Below are 13188 nucleotides of genomic sequence, written 5' to 3' on the forward strand. Positions count from 1 at the left end.
AGCCGCAATCCACACTGTGCCCTGCGTCACAAAACTGGCACGAGACAGATTTTTTCTCGAAAGGTCTTGCACGTGCCAGTTAATGCGCGTAAGAATGTCCTGACAATAAGTCGAAGATCGGCACTCCCCAGGAGCATCAGTTCTGGATGGAGGCAGGCTTCGGCACCTATGAGAGGGACACGACGAAGTGAAACCTATTTCTACGTTCAAGCGAGGACTCGGCGTAATTGCCATGGCGGGCGTGGCAACGCTGGCGCTGGCAGGCTGCACCGCAACGTCCAATGCATCATCAACCACCGGCCTGGCCGACAAGTTCGGCAGCCGCGCCGAAAACCGCAGTGTGTACTTCCTGACCTACTACAACCCTGCCGGCGACGCATTCTGGGCCCAGATCCTCAAGGGAGCGGAAGACGCCTCCACCCTCGGCGGCCTGCAGCTGACGCACCAGACCGCCGACGCCGATCCGGACAAGATGGTGGACCTCGTGGCAACAGCCACGGCGTCCAAACCCGCCGTCATCGTGATGCCGTTCAACGAAGGCGAGAAGTGGGTCAAGGTGGCGTGTGACGCCTCCAAGGCAGGCATCAAGGTGGTTGCCTACAACGTGCCGGCACCCGAGAGTGCCGCCGACTGCGTCAGCGGCTTCGTCGGCCAGGACTTCTTCGAGGTCGGCACGCTCGTTGGCGAGCGCCTCGCTGCGGAGGCCAAGCTGGGCGCCGGCGACAAGGTCCTCTTCCCGGCGGAAGAGCCCGAGCAGAACTACGCCATCCAGCGGGGCGGCGGCGTGCAGAAAGCGCTCGACAAGGTGGGTGCGAAGGGCGAGTACCTCCGGACCTCCGCGTCCGATGAGGAAGCGCTGAACTCCCTCACCTCATGGCTCATCGCCAACAAGGACGTCAAGGCAGTGGCGCCCCTGGGAGGCACCCCGCACCGCAACATCCTGGCTGCCATGGAGGCAGCCGGCGTGAAGGTTCCTATCGTCGGCTTCGACACCTCCCCGCAGGTCATCGACGGCATCAAGGCCGGGGACATCATCGCCACGGCTGACCAGCAGGGCTTCGTCCAGGGATTCCAGTCGCTGATGCAGAGCGCCCTTGCCATCGACTTCGGCCTGGCGCCGGCGAACATCAACTCCGGCGGCGTCTCCCTCATCGACAAGACAAACGTGGAAAACCTCGAAGCGCCGGACCTCCAGGGCGTCCGCTGGTAACTGCGTCATAGGGGGATGGAGCGGCGGCCACGCCTCCGCCCCATCCCCCATCCGGGCCCCAGCGCCCACCTCTCCCATTCCGCGGCATCGACGCCGCTGCCATCGAAAGATCAGGTCATGTCACCACAAGACACAGGCACCGACCAACACGTCCTCACGGCGCCGTTGGAAACAGGGGCCATCACCAAAGTCCGCCGTCTTGCCGATAACCAACCCGTCACAACAGCCGAGAAATTCAAGGACTACATCCGCTACACCCGTGGCCGCGGAGCCCTCGAAATCGGCGCGATCCTGGCGGTCGTCATCATCGGCTTCGTCATCGCCAGCATCGCCAGCCCCGCCTTCCCCTTCCTTTCGGCCAACAACCTCTCCGGCGTAATCTCCCAGAGCATTCCGGTATTGGCCATCCTTGCCATCGGAGTCGGGATCCTGATGATCGCCGGAGAATTCGACCTCTCCCTGGGCGCGAGTATCGGGTTCTCTTCCATCACGTTCATTCACGTCTCCAACTCGTTCGGCTGGGGCTGGGGGGTCCTGGCCGCAATCGCCGCGGCCACCGGTATTGCCCTGATCAACGGACTGATCGTGGTAATCACCGGCATCCCGTCCTTCATCGCCACCCTTGGCATGGCGTTCTTCTGGACCGGCGCCAGCATCTTCATCAACGGCACCGCGCCCGCGCTGCTGCGCAAGGGCAAAGACGAAGCACTCGTCACCCTCTTCGCCGGCGATTTCGGTTTCTTCCGCTCGCAGCTGGTCTGGATGATCGTGGTGGGAGTCGTGGCGTGGTTCTTCCTGCACCGCCACAAGCTCGGCAACCACATCTTCGCCGTCGGCGGCAACGCGTCGGCCGCCAGGGCGATCTCCATCAACCCGCTCAAGGTCAAGCTCCTCTCCTACGCCCTGTTCGGGGCGATGGTGGGCCTGGCCAGCATCCTGATCTCGGTCCGGACCTCCTCCATGCAGCCCGGTTCCACGGAGGACTACACCCTGATGGCGATAGCCGCTGCCGTGGTGGGCGGAACCTCTCTCCTCGGAGGACGGGGCACCATCATCGGCATGATCGTCGGCGCAGCCCTGATCCGCATCATCGAAAACGGCCTGATCCTGGGCAAGGCGCCCGGCTTTTACATCCAGCTCTTCGTCGGCCTGATCATCGTGGTCGCCGCCATCTTCAACAAGCTCATGGAAGGCAAAGCATCATGACCATCAACGAGGACTACCTGCTCCGGATTGAGGGCATCACCAAGAAGTACGGCGTCAACACCGTCCTGGACGACGTGTCCTTCGACATCGGAAAAGGCGAGGTTGTGGGCCTGCTTGGCGACAACGGTGCCGGCAAATCGACCCTGGTCAAGATCATGTCAGGTGTGGTCGCAGCCACCGCAGGCGACTTCTCCTGGGACGGCACCAAGCACCCGCACGTTAACAGGGCCCTGACCGAGAGCCTGGGCATCGAAACGATCTTCCAGGACTCGGCCCTGGTCCCGCAGATGTCGATTAGCCGCAACATCTTCATGGGCCGTGAGATCACGAACCGCCTAGGTCTGATGAAGATCAAGGAGATGGATGCCATCACCTCCGAAATCCTGGACTCGGTGGTGACCATTGAAGGCATCAAGAGCTCCAAGCAGCTTGTCTCGTCGCTGTCCGGAGGTCAGGCGCAAGCGGTGGCCATTGCCCGGGCCGTCCACTTCAAACGGAGTCTGCTGATCCTTGACGAGCCCACCTCCGCGCTTGCGGTTCGCGCCACAGAAGCGTTGCTGGACTACCTGCGGGCACTGAAGGCCGACGGAATCAGCTCGGTGCTGGTCACGCACAACCTCCACCACGCCTTCGAAGTCTGCGATCGACACATCGTTATGAACCACGGGCGCAAGATCCTCGACGTTCGCCGCGAGGACACGAGCGTCGAGGAACTGACAGCCGCCGTCGTCGAAGGTGAACTCGGCATCCGCCGATACCGTGAGAACGCCGCCGCGGCCTGACCCGACAAGCCGGCTCGGCGACGGCCCTGCCCATGGGGCGGCAGGGCCGTCGAGTCGAGCAGGACTCCTGCCCCTACCCGTTCGCAACGTCATTCCGGAGGACCACAATGCTGCAGGATCACATCGTCTTGCCCGAGGACCTTTTCGTGGATGTCGACCGCGCAGGTCCCGTTCCCCTCTACTTCCAGGTCTCGTCCTGCATTGAGCAAGCAATTCTCACCGGCCACCTGCCCGCCGGTGCACGCCTGGAGAACGAGATGGTTCTGGGGCGACGGCTGGGCCTCTCACGGCCAACCATCCGCCACGCGATCCAGGAGCTCGTCGACAAAGGACTCCTGGTGAAAAGCCGGGGAATCGGCACCCAGGTTGTCCACGGCCAGCTCACCCGGGATGTGGCACTGTCCAGCCTCTTTGAAGACCTGTCCAGGATTGGCAAGCGCCCGAGTTCAAGCGTCCTGACGCAGGAGCTCGTAACTGCCCCTCCGCACGTTGCCGAAGCCCTCGACACGGGACCTGGCGCCAAGGTCCTGCACCTGCGCAGGATACGTCTCGCCGACGGCGTCCCGTTCGCCATACTCGAGAACTACCTGCCGGAAAGGTTCGCCGCCTTGTCGCGCGGACAGTTGGAGCAAGGCAGCCTCTACCGGCTGATGCGAGCCCGCGGTGCAACCATGCGGGTGGCCAAGCAGAACATCGGCGCCCGCACGGCCGAGCCGGACGAGGAGCGGCTCCTTGAGATGCCTCCCGGAGCTCCCGTACTCACGGTCAACCGCCGGGTCTATGACAGCCTGGGGAAAGCCGTTGAGATCGGCCGCCATTGCTACCGTCCGGACCTGTACTCATTCGACATCACGCTGGTCGACAAGTAGGCGGCTGGTCGGCGCTGTGCAGGTCAGCGGCACCAACGCAAGCGGACGACGGCGGGAGGTCCCGCCGTCGTCCGCTCCCTCTCCGCCCCTACTCATCCACAGCGGACGATTCCGCCGTCTCCGGCGCTTCGGCAGCCGCCTGCGCATACGTCGCCGAGACCCGGCGGTAGACCGGGGTCAGGAAGGCCAGCAACGCGGCCACGATCATGATGATCCCGGCCACCAGGAACACCAGGGCGATGCCGCGGGAGACGCCCTCGCCCAGCAGTGGGGCCAGCTGGGCAGCGCCCTCAGCGGACCGCGCGTACGGGATGATCCACACCTGGGCGATCGGCGCGATGAGGAACGCGGTGATCGGCGCTGCCGCCGACTCGAACGCCATGGCGAAGCCGAACACCCGGCCTTGCCGCGGCAACGGCACCACCCGCTGGATGACCGTCTGTTCGGCGGCCTCCACGAAGGGGATCAGGACCATGTACAGCCAGATGCCGGCGATGTAGAGCCACGCCCACTCCCGCACCGTGAACACCGCACCGAGGACCCCCATCAAGACCACCGCGATGAGCATGGTGCGCAACGGGTTAGACCCGAGCCCGAACTTGCCGATCACCGCGCCACCCAGGATGAACCCGGTGGCGCCGACTGCGAAGACGGTTCCCCACAGTTCCACCGGGAACATCTCCAGGCCGTAGGGATCCATCAACGCCATGTAGACGCCGCCGATGAAGTTGTTGAACGTGGAGAACAGGATCAGCGCGAAAAGCCCGGCAATCGCCAGCACTGCGGCGAGGGATCCGCGCAGGTCGAACGTGCCGTGGGCGTCCGTGGCGGCCACCCGCACTTCCTCGGGCATGCGCAGCGTGAGCAGGTGCGCGAAGGCCAGAGCCGTCAGCACCAGGGCGACGACGATCGTCCACCCCATGCCAAGCAATCCCACCGACAGCCCCGAGAGCACGGAGGTGACGATGAATGCCAGCCCTTGCACCATGCCCACCAGTCCGTTGGCGTTGGCTCGCCGGTCCGGGTCGATGAGGATGGTGACAACGGTGGCGAGGGCGACGTTGCGCATGTTCTCCACCACCGCACCGACCAGGATGATCACGGCGAAGATCCAGAACCATGGCTGTGTCAGGTCCAGCATGCTGGCGGCTGGTGTCAGCAGGAACATGACCCCGGACAGCACAAACATCACCAGGGTGAAGCCGGCGGCGAACCGCATCACGGCCAGCTTGCGGTAGCGGTCCACGAAGGTGCCGAAGCTGATGCTGGAAACGGCGATCAACAGCATGTACGCGCCGCCGATCACCCCGGTGGCGATCACGTTCCGCGTCTCCAGATACACCCAGAACGTCAGGGCGAACCACAGGTAACTGGTGGTGATGTTGGCCAGGGCGGTGTTCACTAGGATCCCGGCGAATGTGCGGGACCGTTGTGCCGGACTGCGCAAGGACGTGTTGATAGCGTCGGCCAGGCCTGGAGACTCGGCGACTCCGGCCGGTGCCGGTTCGTGCTCGGTCATGGGTCCCAGTTTACTGACGGGTGGCGGTCGTGGACACGGTCACAGTGATGTATCTGGCCCAGCGCCGGGCAGTCGATCACGCGGAAACCGGCGCGGGGCCGGATCCTACCGGCCACATCCGTGGGGATCTGCGGGCGGCGAAGTCTTCGCGATGGCCCGGCTATTTATGAGAGCGTTACAATGCCGTCGAGGATCCGCATGGGCCCGGGCAGCGCCCCCCAGACTGGGGACACGATCGGGAGTCGTAGCTTGCGCAGCAGCCCGTTCCGGTATCGGTGGCCTGCTTGTGGTCCGGTGTTCTCAGGCTGGGGGACGTGGCTGGAAGTGGAGTGTTTCAAGGTAGTTTTCGTCGTACTTTTCGTCCCGGGGTTCATCATTCGGGAAACCACCGGGAAGTGTGCCGTGGTTCAGGCCAGCCAGAAGGACATGCTCAAGCCCCGGCTCGGTGTTCATGGTCGTTGTCTGGACGGTTCCGGTGGCCAGACCCGGTATTTTGGCGTTGGCCATTTCATCGATTCCGGCCACGCTGGCTGCGACCAGGAGAAACGCCGCGACGGCTGCCAGCCCGGGAACTATTTTTCTTCTCCATGCGCTCATACCCTGATCATGGGCTCCCCACATGGGAACAGGGCATCGCTTGCCTATGTGGAGGCTGTGAAAGCCAGTCCGCTCCGATGCTCATCCAGTGCCAGACACCGGCGGTGAGATCCACTGACCACTGCGTTGTGGCCTGCCCACGGTGAAGGGCGCGGATATTGGGAGGGTAACGGCGTGTCAGGTGCCCGGGCTGCGGTCCCGGTCAGGGCCTTCCGCGGTCGCCAGCCTTCTTAGGTCGTGCAGGATTTCCAGTTGCTGATTGTTGATGGCCAGCAAAAGCTCGATCTCTTCTCTTGCTTTCACGTTGGTGTCGTAGTCGTGCTGCGCCATCGCCGCGGCGATCGCATCCTGGCGCTTGGCGGCGATAAGCAGGATGGCGCCTTGGAGCCCGGCCAGCATGGAGAGCAAGAGGTTCAAAAGAATATAGGGATACGGGTCCCACGCGTTGTTCGCCAGCGCCAAGGTGTTGATGGCGGCCCAAATCAGCATAAAACCGATGAAGCTTCCCACGAAGGGCCAGCTTCCCATGCCGTTGCGCATGACATCGGCGGCCCGCTGGCCCCGTGTCAGGGATGCTTTGTGCTTGTCGTGCCAGGTCTGTACTCGATTATTCATGCCTCAGAGTAGTCCCGGCGGTTCAGGAATCTACGAGGGACTGAGACAGGCACTCTCAGGAACCGGTTGCCCAACCCGGTGTCAGCGACAGCCCATGTCGGCCAGCCCGACAAGGAGCTGACGGGCGGAGCCAGCAGGGATGCCAGGAAGCGGATCCGGCCGCTGGAGCAGGAGAACGAGATCCTGCGCCGGGCCCCGTTTGTCGCATCAAAGCTTCATCGCGTGTTGTCAGCGAAACCCAGTAGGCACCCCGGAGCACTTGTCCGGTCGGCTGGCTAGGTTCCTTGGTACCGGCGCTGCCTGCCGTATTCGTGCGAGGTCAGGAATACGACCAGTGCGTCGAAGATGGTCAGGGCGGCCAGGCCTGCCGTCGGCGCGACCGCGAACTGGTAAAGCTGGTAGGCGATGAAGGCCAGGAGCACCCCGATCATCCAGGGGTAGGCCCAGAGCCTATGCATTAGCACGGCCACCACGAGCACCACCTTTACCGCACCGTGAGCGAGAAGGTAGAGCGCGGCGTAGAAGACGGTGCTGCCAGTCAGGGTGCCGGCGGCTTGTAACAGGTGGACGGCAATGAAGTCCTTCGGGTCTGCGGACAGCTCCGGCTGAGCGAGGCGCAAGACGAAGCGGTGAATCCGGGCAGGATCCAGCAAGAGCAGCAGCAAGCCGCCGGTTAGTTCCGCCACGCCGTCCAGTCCCTTGAGGACAACACCGGCGGCGAAGAACCGGTCCCACCAGTCGCGGGGCCTGGAGTATCCCACGGTTCCCTCACTTCTTCCGTCAACGAGTTTTCACGGGATGCCTGGGCGGGTCCACCCTGGCGCCGGGCCCGAACGGGCCTTCCTCCCGCTGCGGAGTCTGCCTCACAGTAACCCGATGCGCCGCACTGCGCATTCAACCCTCAACACGCTGGCCCTCCGTGCGCGCCGGCCGCTAAAGATTCCCGAGTGATGCAGCCCCTCCGCGGATCTGGTCGAAGGGCGAGTGATGAGCACGCCCCAGAAGGTAGGGCGTACGGGACCGATGTGCCTCCACGGGACGGCGGTGTTCAACCGGCCGGGCGCCCAGGGCAAGAGGACGACGGCGGGAAGTCCCGCCGTCGTCCTCCCCTGCGCCCTTGCGCGCATACTTTCTTCGCCGTATAAAGTAAGTATGTTATCTGGATCACAGCGCAGCGCCCCGACGGGGAGGGATGAGCTGCGCAGAATCCGGGTCAGCGCCATCTTCAGCACCCTGCTGGAGGCAGGCCCCCTGGCCCGGACAGACCTGGCGCACCGGACCGGCTACAGCCCCTCCACGGTCACTGGCATCGTGCAGGACCTCAGCGACGCCGGCTACCTGCGGGTTGTGGGGCAACAGGAATCGACCGGCGGCCGGCGGCGGACCCTGATCGAGCTCAACCGCTCCTCGGTGACCATCGCCGTCGTCGGGCTCCGGGGCACCCGGATCTGGTGCGCACTGGTGGACCTGGACGGCAACCGCCTGGATGCTGCCGAACAGGATTTCGATCCCGCGGACCCCGTGGGCAGCGCGGCGACCACTGTGATGTCACTCCACCGCCGGGCGGTGATTCCGCCGGTGCACGTGGTTGTGGCACTGCCCGGCGTCGTCGCCTCCGACGGGTCCGTGGCACTGGCGCCCGCGTTCGGACCAGTTGCCCACCTCCGCCTCGTGGACGAACTCGAAGCCACAACTGGGCTACGCACCACAGTGGAAAATGACGTCAACCTCATCGCCCTGGGGGAGCGGGTGGACGGCGCGGGCAACGGCGTGGAGGACCTGGTCCTGATCCATGTCGCTGAGGGCATCGGGGCGACGATCATCGCCAGGGGAGAGGTCCTGGACGGGTCAAGCCGTTCCGCAGGCGAAATTGGCTTCCTTCCGCAGGGCCTGGCGGCTAGCCCGCGCGGGGAACGCGGAGACTACGAACGGCGCTGGACCGCCGCCGGCATCCGCGAGTCCGGAGCATTGCTCGGTCTGTCGTTCCCTGCGGGGACGGTGGTTGAGTCCCTCTGCAGCGCCGATTCGCCGGCCGCTGTCCGGCTGCTGGATGACGTTATCCAGGCCTGGGCCTTCGCCGCCATCATCTGCGTTTGCGTCGTCAACCCGGCACGTGTGATTTTCTCCGGCGACGCCGTCCTCCTGACCGGCGATGCGCGGGAAAAGCTCCGGGGCACGGTCCAGAGGTCGGCGCCGTCCCTGACCGAAGTGGTCTTCGCCGAGCTCGGACAGGCGGCCATCCTGCATGGCGCCATTGCGAAGGTGGTGAAGAGCCCCGCGACCCTCTTCACCGAGGTCGCCGGATGAACGAACCACGAAGTTTCAAATTCCAGCCATCAGCCACACAAAAGTACTAGGAGAAACCAATGACGTTACGACCATTGCGATCCGCGCTGCTAGCAGGTGGTCTCGCACTCACGCTTGGAATGTCTGCCTGCGGACTCGACTCGCCCCAGCCCTCCGGAACGTCGGCCGGTGCCCAGGACACCGGGACCCTGACCATTTACACGGCACGGGACAAAGCCCTCGCTACCGAGGTGATAGCAGATTTCGAAAAGGCCAACCCGAATTACGCGGGCAAAGTCCAACTGCTGACACTTGGCGCCCAGGAGGCCCTGGAACGCGTCAAGGCCGAAAAGTCCAACCCGCAGGGCGACATCTGGTGGGGCGGCACCCAGCAGCAGATGCAGCAGGCCGCTGCCGAGCAGGTCCTGTCTCCTGCGCCGAAGGACGTTATCGACGCCGTCCCCGCCGAACAGCGCGACGCTGACGGTCTCTGGGTAGGCGAGATGAAGCTGGCCGAGGTCATCTTCTACAACAAGGACATGCTCACCGCCGACCAGGCTCCCAAGGACTGGGATGACCTCACCAGCCCCGCGATGAAGGACAAGATCGCCATCCGCGACGTCCTGGCATCCGGCACCATGCGCAGCATTTATGCGGCGATGATTGACCGCCAGTTCGACGCCGCGGGCAGCCCCGACGCAGGCTACGAGTGGCTCAAGAAACTCGATGCCAATACCAAGGTCTACGCCGCCAACCCGACGGACCTCTACCTGCGGATCACACGCCAGGAAGCTGCCGTGACTGCGTGGAACCTGCAGGATGTCATGCTGCAGATCAAGAACCAGAAGGCCCCCTTCACTCCAGTGGTGCCTGCATCCGGTGCGCCGATGCTCATTGACGGTGTGGCAAAGATCAAGGACGGACCGTCTCCGGCCGGAGCGGACGCCTTCCTGTCCTTCCTTATGAGCAAGGATGAACAGACGAAGCTGTCCGAGACGTACTTCCAGATCCCAACGATCTCACTGCCCACGGAACCGGCCTGGCTGGCCGACCTGGACCTGAAGGAAATGAAGGTCAACTGGGAACGCGTCAACAAGAGCGAGCCAGAATGGAGCGCTTACTGGGCCGCGAACATCAAGGGCCAAGGCAACAAATAGCACCGCGCACGGCGGGGCGGCCACCGGCTGCCCCGCCGGACACGACGCCCGGCCAGCACACAACTACCACCCCTGTGGAGCAACCATGACACGCGTCTTCCTCAACGCCATCAGCAAGCAGTACCCGGGGGCCAAACCGGCGGTATCGAACCTCACGGTCACCATCGAGGACGGCGAATTCTTCACCCTGCTGGGTCCTTCCGGCTGTGGCAAGTCAACAACGCTGCGGATGGTGGCAGGATTCATCCAGCCTTCCAGCGGAAGCATCCACTTCGGCGACAAGGACGTCACCAACACGGCACCCAACAAGCGGGACACCGGCATGGTCTTCCAGAACTACGCCTTGTTCCCGCACATGAGCGTCCGGGGAAACGTTGCCTACGGCCTGAATGCGCGCAACGTGCCCAAGGAGGACAAGAACAGGCGGATCGACGAGGCGCTCGCCCAGGTGGGACTCCAGGAGTTCGGCGACCGCCGGATCGACATGCTTTCCGGCGGGCAGCAGCAGCGCGTGGCTTTGGCCCGGGCCCTGGTGATCCGCCCGGCGGCCCTGCTGCTGGACGAGCCGCTCTCCAACCTGGACGCGAAGCTGCGCGAGGAAACGCGTACCGAAATCAGGTCCACGCAGAAGGCGGCAGGCACCACGTGCCTCTACGTCACCCATGACCAGGCCGAGGCAATGGCGATGAGCGACCGTGTGGCGGTGCTTAATGAAGGCGAGCTCCACCAGGTCGGGTCTCCCCGCGAGGTCTACAACCGCCCCGCCACGGCCTTCGTCGCAAGATTCATCGGCCGCTCCAACGTGCTGCCCTGTACCGTGCTCGGTGTGGACGGCGGCGCCGACGGCGGCTCCGTCAGCATCAGCCTGGCCGACGGCACAGTCCTCAAAACACCCCGGGTGGAAGGATCGATCTCGGCCCGGGTCTCTGCCGGGGACAAGGCCGCGGTGTCGCTCCGGCCGGAATCCATCGGCCTCACCGTCAGCCCGGGGAAGGAGACGGCGGGCCAACTCGCCGGTAGGGTCCTTACCGCGGAGTTCACCGGCGCGGTCAACATCTACGAGATCGACTGGCACGGCGAGCAGATTGTCGTCTCGGCGCCGGACACCGTGGACCGCGCCGAACCCGGGGACCTCGTATCGATGGCACCGCACCAGGACCGCGTGTGGCTGGTGGAGCCGTGACGGTCGCCGTTCCGGGGCTGCGGAACCGGTCCTCCCTCACGTCGTCGGACCGGTTCGTCTACTTCCTCGCCGCCCCGGTGGTTCTGGTGCTCCTGGTGTACATCGTGGTGCCGATGCTGGCCACCGCCACCACCAGTGCCGAGGGGGGCGGAAGCGCGTACAAGGGATTCCTCAGCGGCTCGTCAGCAAACGCGCTGGGCCTCTCGGTGGGCATCTCCGTGGGATCGGTTCTGACCACGGGCGTACTCGGCACGGCGCTCGCTGTCCTGCTGTCGCGCTTTGATTTTCCGGGCCGAAAGGTCCTGCGGCTCTTTGCGCTGCTGCCCATGGCGCTGCCTCCGCTGATCGGCGCCGTGTCCTTCTACTTCCTGTACGCCGAAAGCGGCATTGTTCCGCGCTTCCTGGAGCGCTACTTCGGCGCCGACGCCGCGGCGGTCTCCGCCAACGGCGTCTGGGGCGTGCTCCTGGTCCACACCATGACCATGTATCCCTATTTCTACCTCGCCGTCGCCTCCGCGCTGGCCGGATCCGATGCCTCCATGGAGGAGGCTGCGCTGAACCTGGGCGCCAGCCGCTTCCGGATGTGGCGCACGGTCCTCCTGCCCATGCTCACCCCGGCGCTGGTCTCCGGAACGCTGCTGACATTCATGGTCTCGATGGCATCCTTCACCGCGCCCCAGTTCTACAACGTGCAGACCCTGACCATGCAGATCGTCGCCTCGCGGACCAGCGGCGCGTACGATGTCGCCGCGGCCCAGGCCGTTGTCCTCTCCGTCGTGTCAATCTTCTTCCTGCTGGCCATGCGCTGGTACGAAAACCGGCGCCTCCACCGTGGTTCCTCCAAGGGGACGCCCCAGGCCGTGAAGGTCCTTCATGGTGTGCTGCCCCGCACTTTTGCCGGCGTCGGATCGTTGCTGCTGGTCCTGTTCCTGATGGCGCCGCCGGCCACGATCGCCCTGCTGTCCTTCACCGTGGACGGGTCGTGGACCACGCAGATCCTTCCGCCGGACTACACCCTGGACAATTTCACGCGGATCTTTACGGACCCCGTCACGCTGCGCCCCATCCTGGTCAGTGCCCAGATGTCCTTCGTGGCCATGATCGGCTGCATCCTGGTCGGGGTCCTCGCCGCCTGGGTAGTCACCCGGTGGAAAGGGCCGGGCGGGGGCTTGCTCGATGTGATGGTGATGCTCCCGTGGGCGCTCCCCGGCACCGTCATCGGCGTCAACATTGTCACGGCCTTCGCCACGCCGAGCCCGTTCAATCTCGGCCAGGTACTTATCGGATCCCTGTGGATCCTCCCGGTGGCCTATTTCGTTCGGTTCCTGCCCCTGGTGTTCCGCTCCGCCAACGCGTCGCTGGCCCAGATCGACCCCAGCGTCGAGGAAGCAGCACGGAACCTTGGCGCGGGTCCCTGGCGTGCCCTGCGGACCGTGACCGTGCCCCTGATGTCCCGAGGCATCCTGGCCGGTGCGCTGATGGCGTTCATCCAAGGCTTCGGTGAGTACGTGGCGTCCGTGGTGGTTTACCCGGCCCGCTTCGCCCCGTTGTCCGTAGAGATTTACAACCGCATCTACTCCAACGAGTTCGGCACGGCCGCGGCCTACGGCACGCTTCAGATGGCGCTGATCCTCATCGTGCTGGTCATCGCCCAACGGCTGGAGACACCCCGCCGCGACAGGAAGGCACGGGGCGAGCGGCCCGCCGGCGCGCCCCTCACTCCCGTTATGGCCCCCACACCCACCTGATCCATGGAACCGGAGA

The 13188-nt window shown here is 64.6% G+C and carries 12 protein-coding genes; 8 read left to right on the forward strand and 4 right to left on the reverse strand.

What is annotated here, in order from left to right; translation table 11 throughout:
• The first annotated feature begins 187 nt into the window (after nucleotides 1-187).
• The 4 genes from AU252_RS13285 (at nucleotide 188) to AU252_RS13300 (ending at nucleotide 4067) form a co-directional block, all read left to right on the forward strand.
• On the forward strand, nucleotides 188-1210 hold the full coding sequence (locus AU252_RS13285; protein ID WP_157768982.1) for a substrate-binding domain-containing protein: 1023 nt from the start codon (nucleotides 188-190) through the stop codon (nucleotides 1208-1210).
• Between the two features lie 117 nt (nucleotides 1211-1327).
• On the forward strand, nucleotides 1328-2416 hold the full coding sequence (locus tag AU252_RS13290) for an ABC transporter permease (RefSeq protein WP_058931137.1): 1089 nt from the start codon (nucleotides 1328-1330) through the stop codon (nucleotides 2414-2416).
• A complete protein-coding gene (locus AU252_RS13295) occupies nucleotides 2413-3198 on the forward strand; it encodes an ATP-binding cassette domain-containing protein (protein ID WP_099093392.1) in 786 nt (261 codons plus the stop codon). The genes AU252_RS13290 and AU252_RS13295 overlap by 4 nt, the downstream gene beginning before the upstream one ends.
• A 107-nt stretch (nucleotides 3199-3305) precedes the next feature.
• A complete protein-coding gene (locus AU252_RS13300; RefSeq protein ID WP_058931138.1) occupies nucleotides 3306-4067 on the forward strand; it encodes a GntR family transcriptional regulator in 762 nt (253 codons plus the stop codon).
• An 88-nt stretch (nucleotides 4068-4155) separates the two neighbouring features.
• On the opposite strand, the gene AU252_RS13305 is transcribed toward AU252_RS13300, so the two are convergent.
• From AU252_RS13305 to AU252_RS13325, 4 genes are all read right to left on the reverse strand, one after another.
• Nucleotides 4156-5586, reverse strand: coding sequence for an MFS transporter (locus AU252_RS13305; RefSeq protein WP_058931139.1), 1431 nt, complete (start codon nucleotides 5584-5586; stop codon nucleotides 4156-4158).
• Nucleotides 5587-5886: 300 nt separating this feature from the next.
• Nucleotides 5887-6183 carry a hypothetical protein gene (locus AU252_RS13310; RefSeq protein WP_058931140.1) on the reverse strand — a complete coding sequence of 99 codons (297 nt, stop codon included), beginning with the start codon at nucleotides 6181-6183 and terminating at the stop codon, nucleotides 5887-5889.
• A gap of 177 nt (nucleotides 6184-6360) precedes the next feature.
• Nucleotides 6361-6798 (reverse strand): DUF1003 domain-containing protein, encoded by a 438-nt coding sequence (locus AU252_RS13315; protein WP_058931141.1) that lies wholly within the window; start codon nucleotides 6796-6798, stop codon nucleotides 6361-6363.
• 275 nt (nucleotides 6799-7073) lie between these two features.
• Nucleotides 7074-7559 carry a DUF2127 domain-containing protein gene (locus AU252_RS13325; RefSeq protein ID WP_058931143.1) on the reverse strand — a complete coding sequence of 162 codons (486 nt, stop codon included), beginning with the start codon at nucleotides 7557-7559 and terminating at the stop codon, nucleotides 7074-7076.
• A gap of 391 nt (nucleotides 7560-7950) precedes the next feature.
• Here AU252_RS13325 and AU252_RS13330 point away from each other — a divergent pair, with 391 nt between their 5' ends.
• From AU252_RS13330 to AU252_RS13345, 4 genes are all read left to right on the forward strand, one after another.
• On the forward strand, nucleotides 7951-9105 hold the full coding sequence (locus tag AU252_RS13330; protein ID WP_058931144.1) for an ROK family transcriptional regulator: 1155 nt from the start codon (nucleotides 7951-7953) through the stop codon (nucleotides 9103-9105).
• Nucleotides 9106-9164: 59 nt separating this feature from the next.
• On the forward strand, nucleotides 9165-10241 hold the full coding sequence (locus AU252_RS13335) for a substrate-binding domain-containing protein (RefSeq protein ID WP_058931145.1): 1077 nt from the start codon (nucleotides 9165-9167) through the stop codon (nucleotides 10239-10241).
• Between the two features lie 85 nt (nucleotides 10242-10326).
• Nucleotides 10327-11424: an ABC transporter ATP-binding protein gene (locus AU252_RS13340; RefSeq protein WP_058931146.1), complete on the forward strand. Its 1098-nt coding sequence runs from the start codon at nucleotides 10327-10329 to the stop codon at nucleotides 11422-11424.
• Nucleotides 11406-13172, forward strand: coding sequence for an ABC transporter permease (locus tag AU252_RS13345; protein ID WP_058931147.1), 1767 nt, complete (start codon nucleotides 11406-11408; stop codon nucleotides 13170-13172). The genes AU252_RS13340 and AU252_RS13345 overlap by 19 nt, the downstream gene beginning before the upstream one ends.
• The last annotated feature ends 16 nt before the right edge of the window (nucleotides 13173-13188 follow it).

This window comes from Pseudarthrobacter sulfonivorans, from assembly GCF_001484605.1.
Taxonomy (GTDB): domain Bacteria; phylum Actinomycetota; class Actinomycetes; order Actinomycetales; family Micrococcaceae; genus Arthrobacter; species Arthrobacter sulfonivorans_A.

What these genes read in the sequence shown, in the direction of transcription:
- AU252_RS13310 (WP_058931140.1), bottom strand. Translation starts at nt 6,183, where the DNA reads ATGAGCGCATGGAGAAGAAAAATAGTTCCCGGGCTGGCAGCCGTCGCG.
- AU252_RS13300 (WP_058931138.1), top strand. Translation starts at nt 3,306, where the DNA reads ATGCTGCAGGATCACATCGTCTTGCCCGAGGACCTTTTCGTGGATGTC.
- AU252_RS13335 (WP_058931145.1), top strand. Translation starts at nt 9,165, where the DNA reads ATGACGTTACGACCATTGCGATCCGCGCTGCTAGCAGGTGGTCTCGCA.
- AU252_RS13295 (WP_099093392.1), top strand. Translation starts at nt 2,413, where the DNA reads ATGACCATCAACGAGGACTACCTGCTCCGGATTGAGGGCATCACCAAG.
- AU252_RS13305 (WP_058931139.1), bottom strand. Translation starts at nt 5,586, where the DNA reads ATGACCGAGCACGAACCGGCACCGGCCGGAGTCGCCGAGTCTCCAGGC.
- AU252_RS13340 (WP_058931146.1), top strand. Translation starts at nt 10,327, where the DNA reads ATGACACGCGTCTTCCTCAACGCCATCAGCAAGCAGTACCCGGGGGCC.
- AU252_RS13315 (WP_058931141.1), bottom strand. Translation starts at nt 6,798, where the DNA reads ATGAATAATCGAGTACAGACCTGGCACGACAAGCACAAAGCATCCCTG.
- AU252_RS13330 (WP_058931144.1), top strand. Translation starts at nt 7,951, where the DNA reads ATGTTATCTGGATCACAGCGCAGCGCCCCGACGGGGAGGGATGAGCTG.
- AU252_RS13290 (WP_058931137.1), top strand. Translation starts at nt 1,328, where the DNA reads ATGTCACCACAAGACACAGGCACCGACCAACACGTCCTCACGGCGCCG.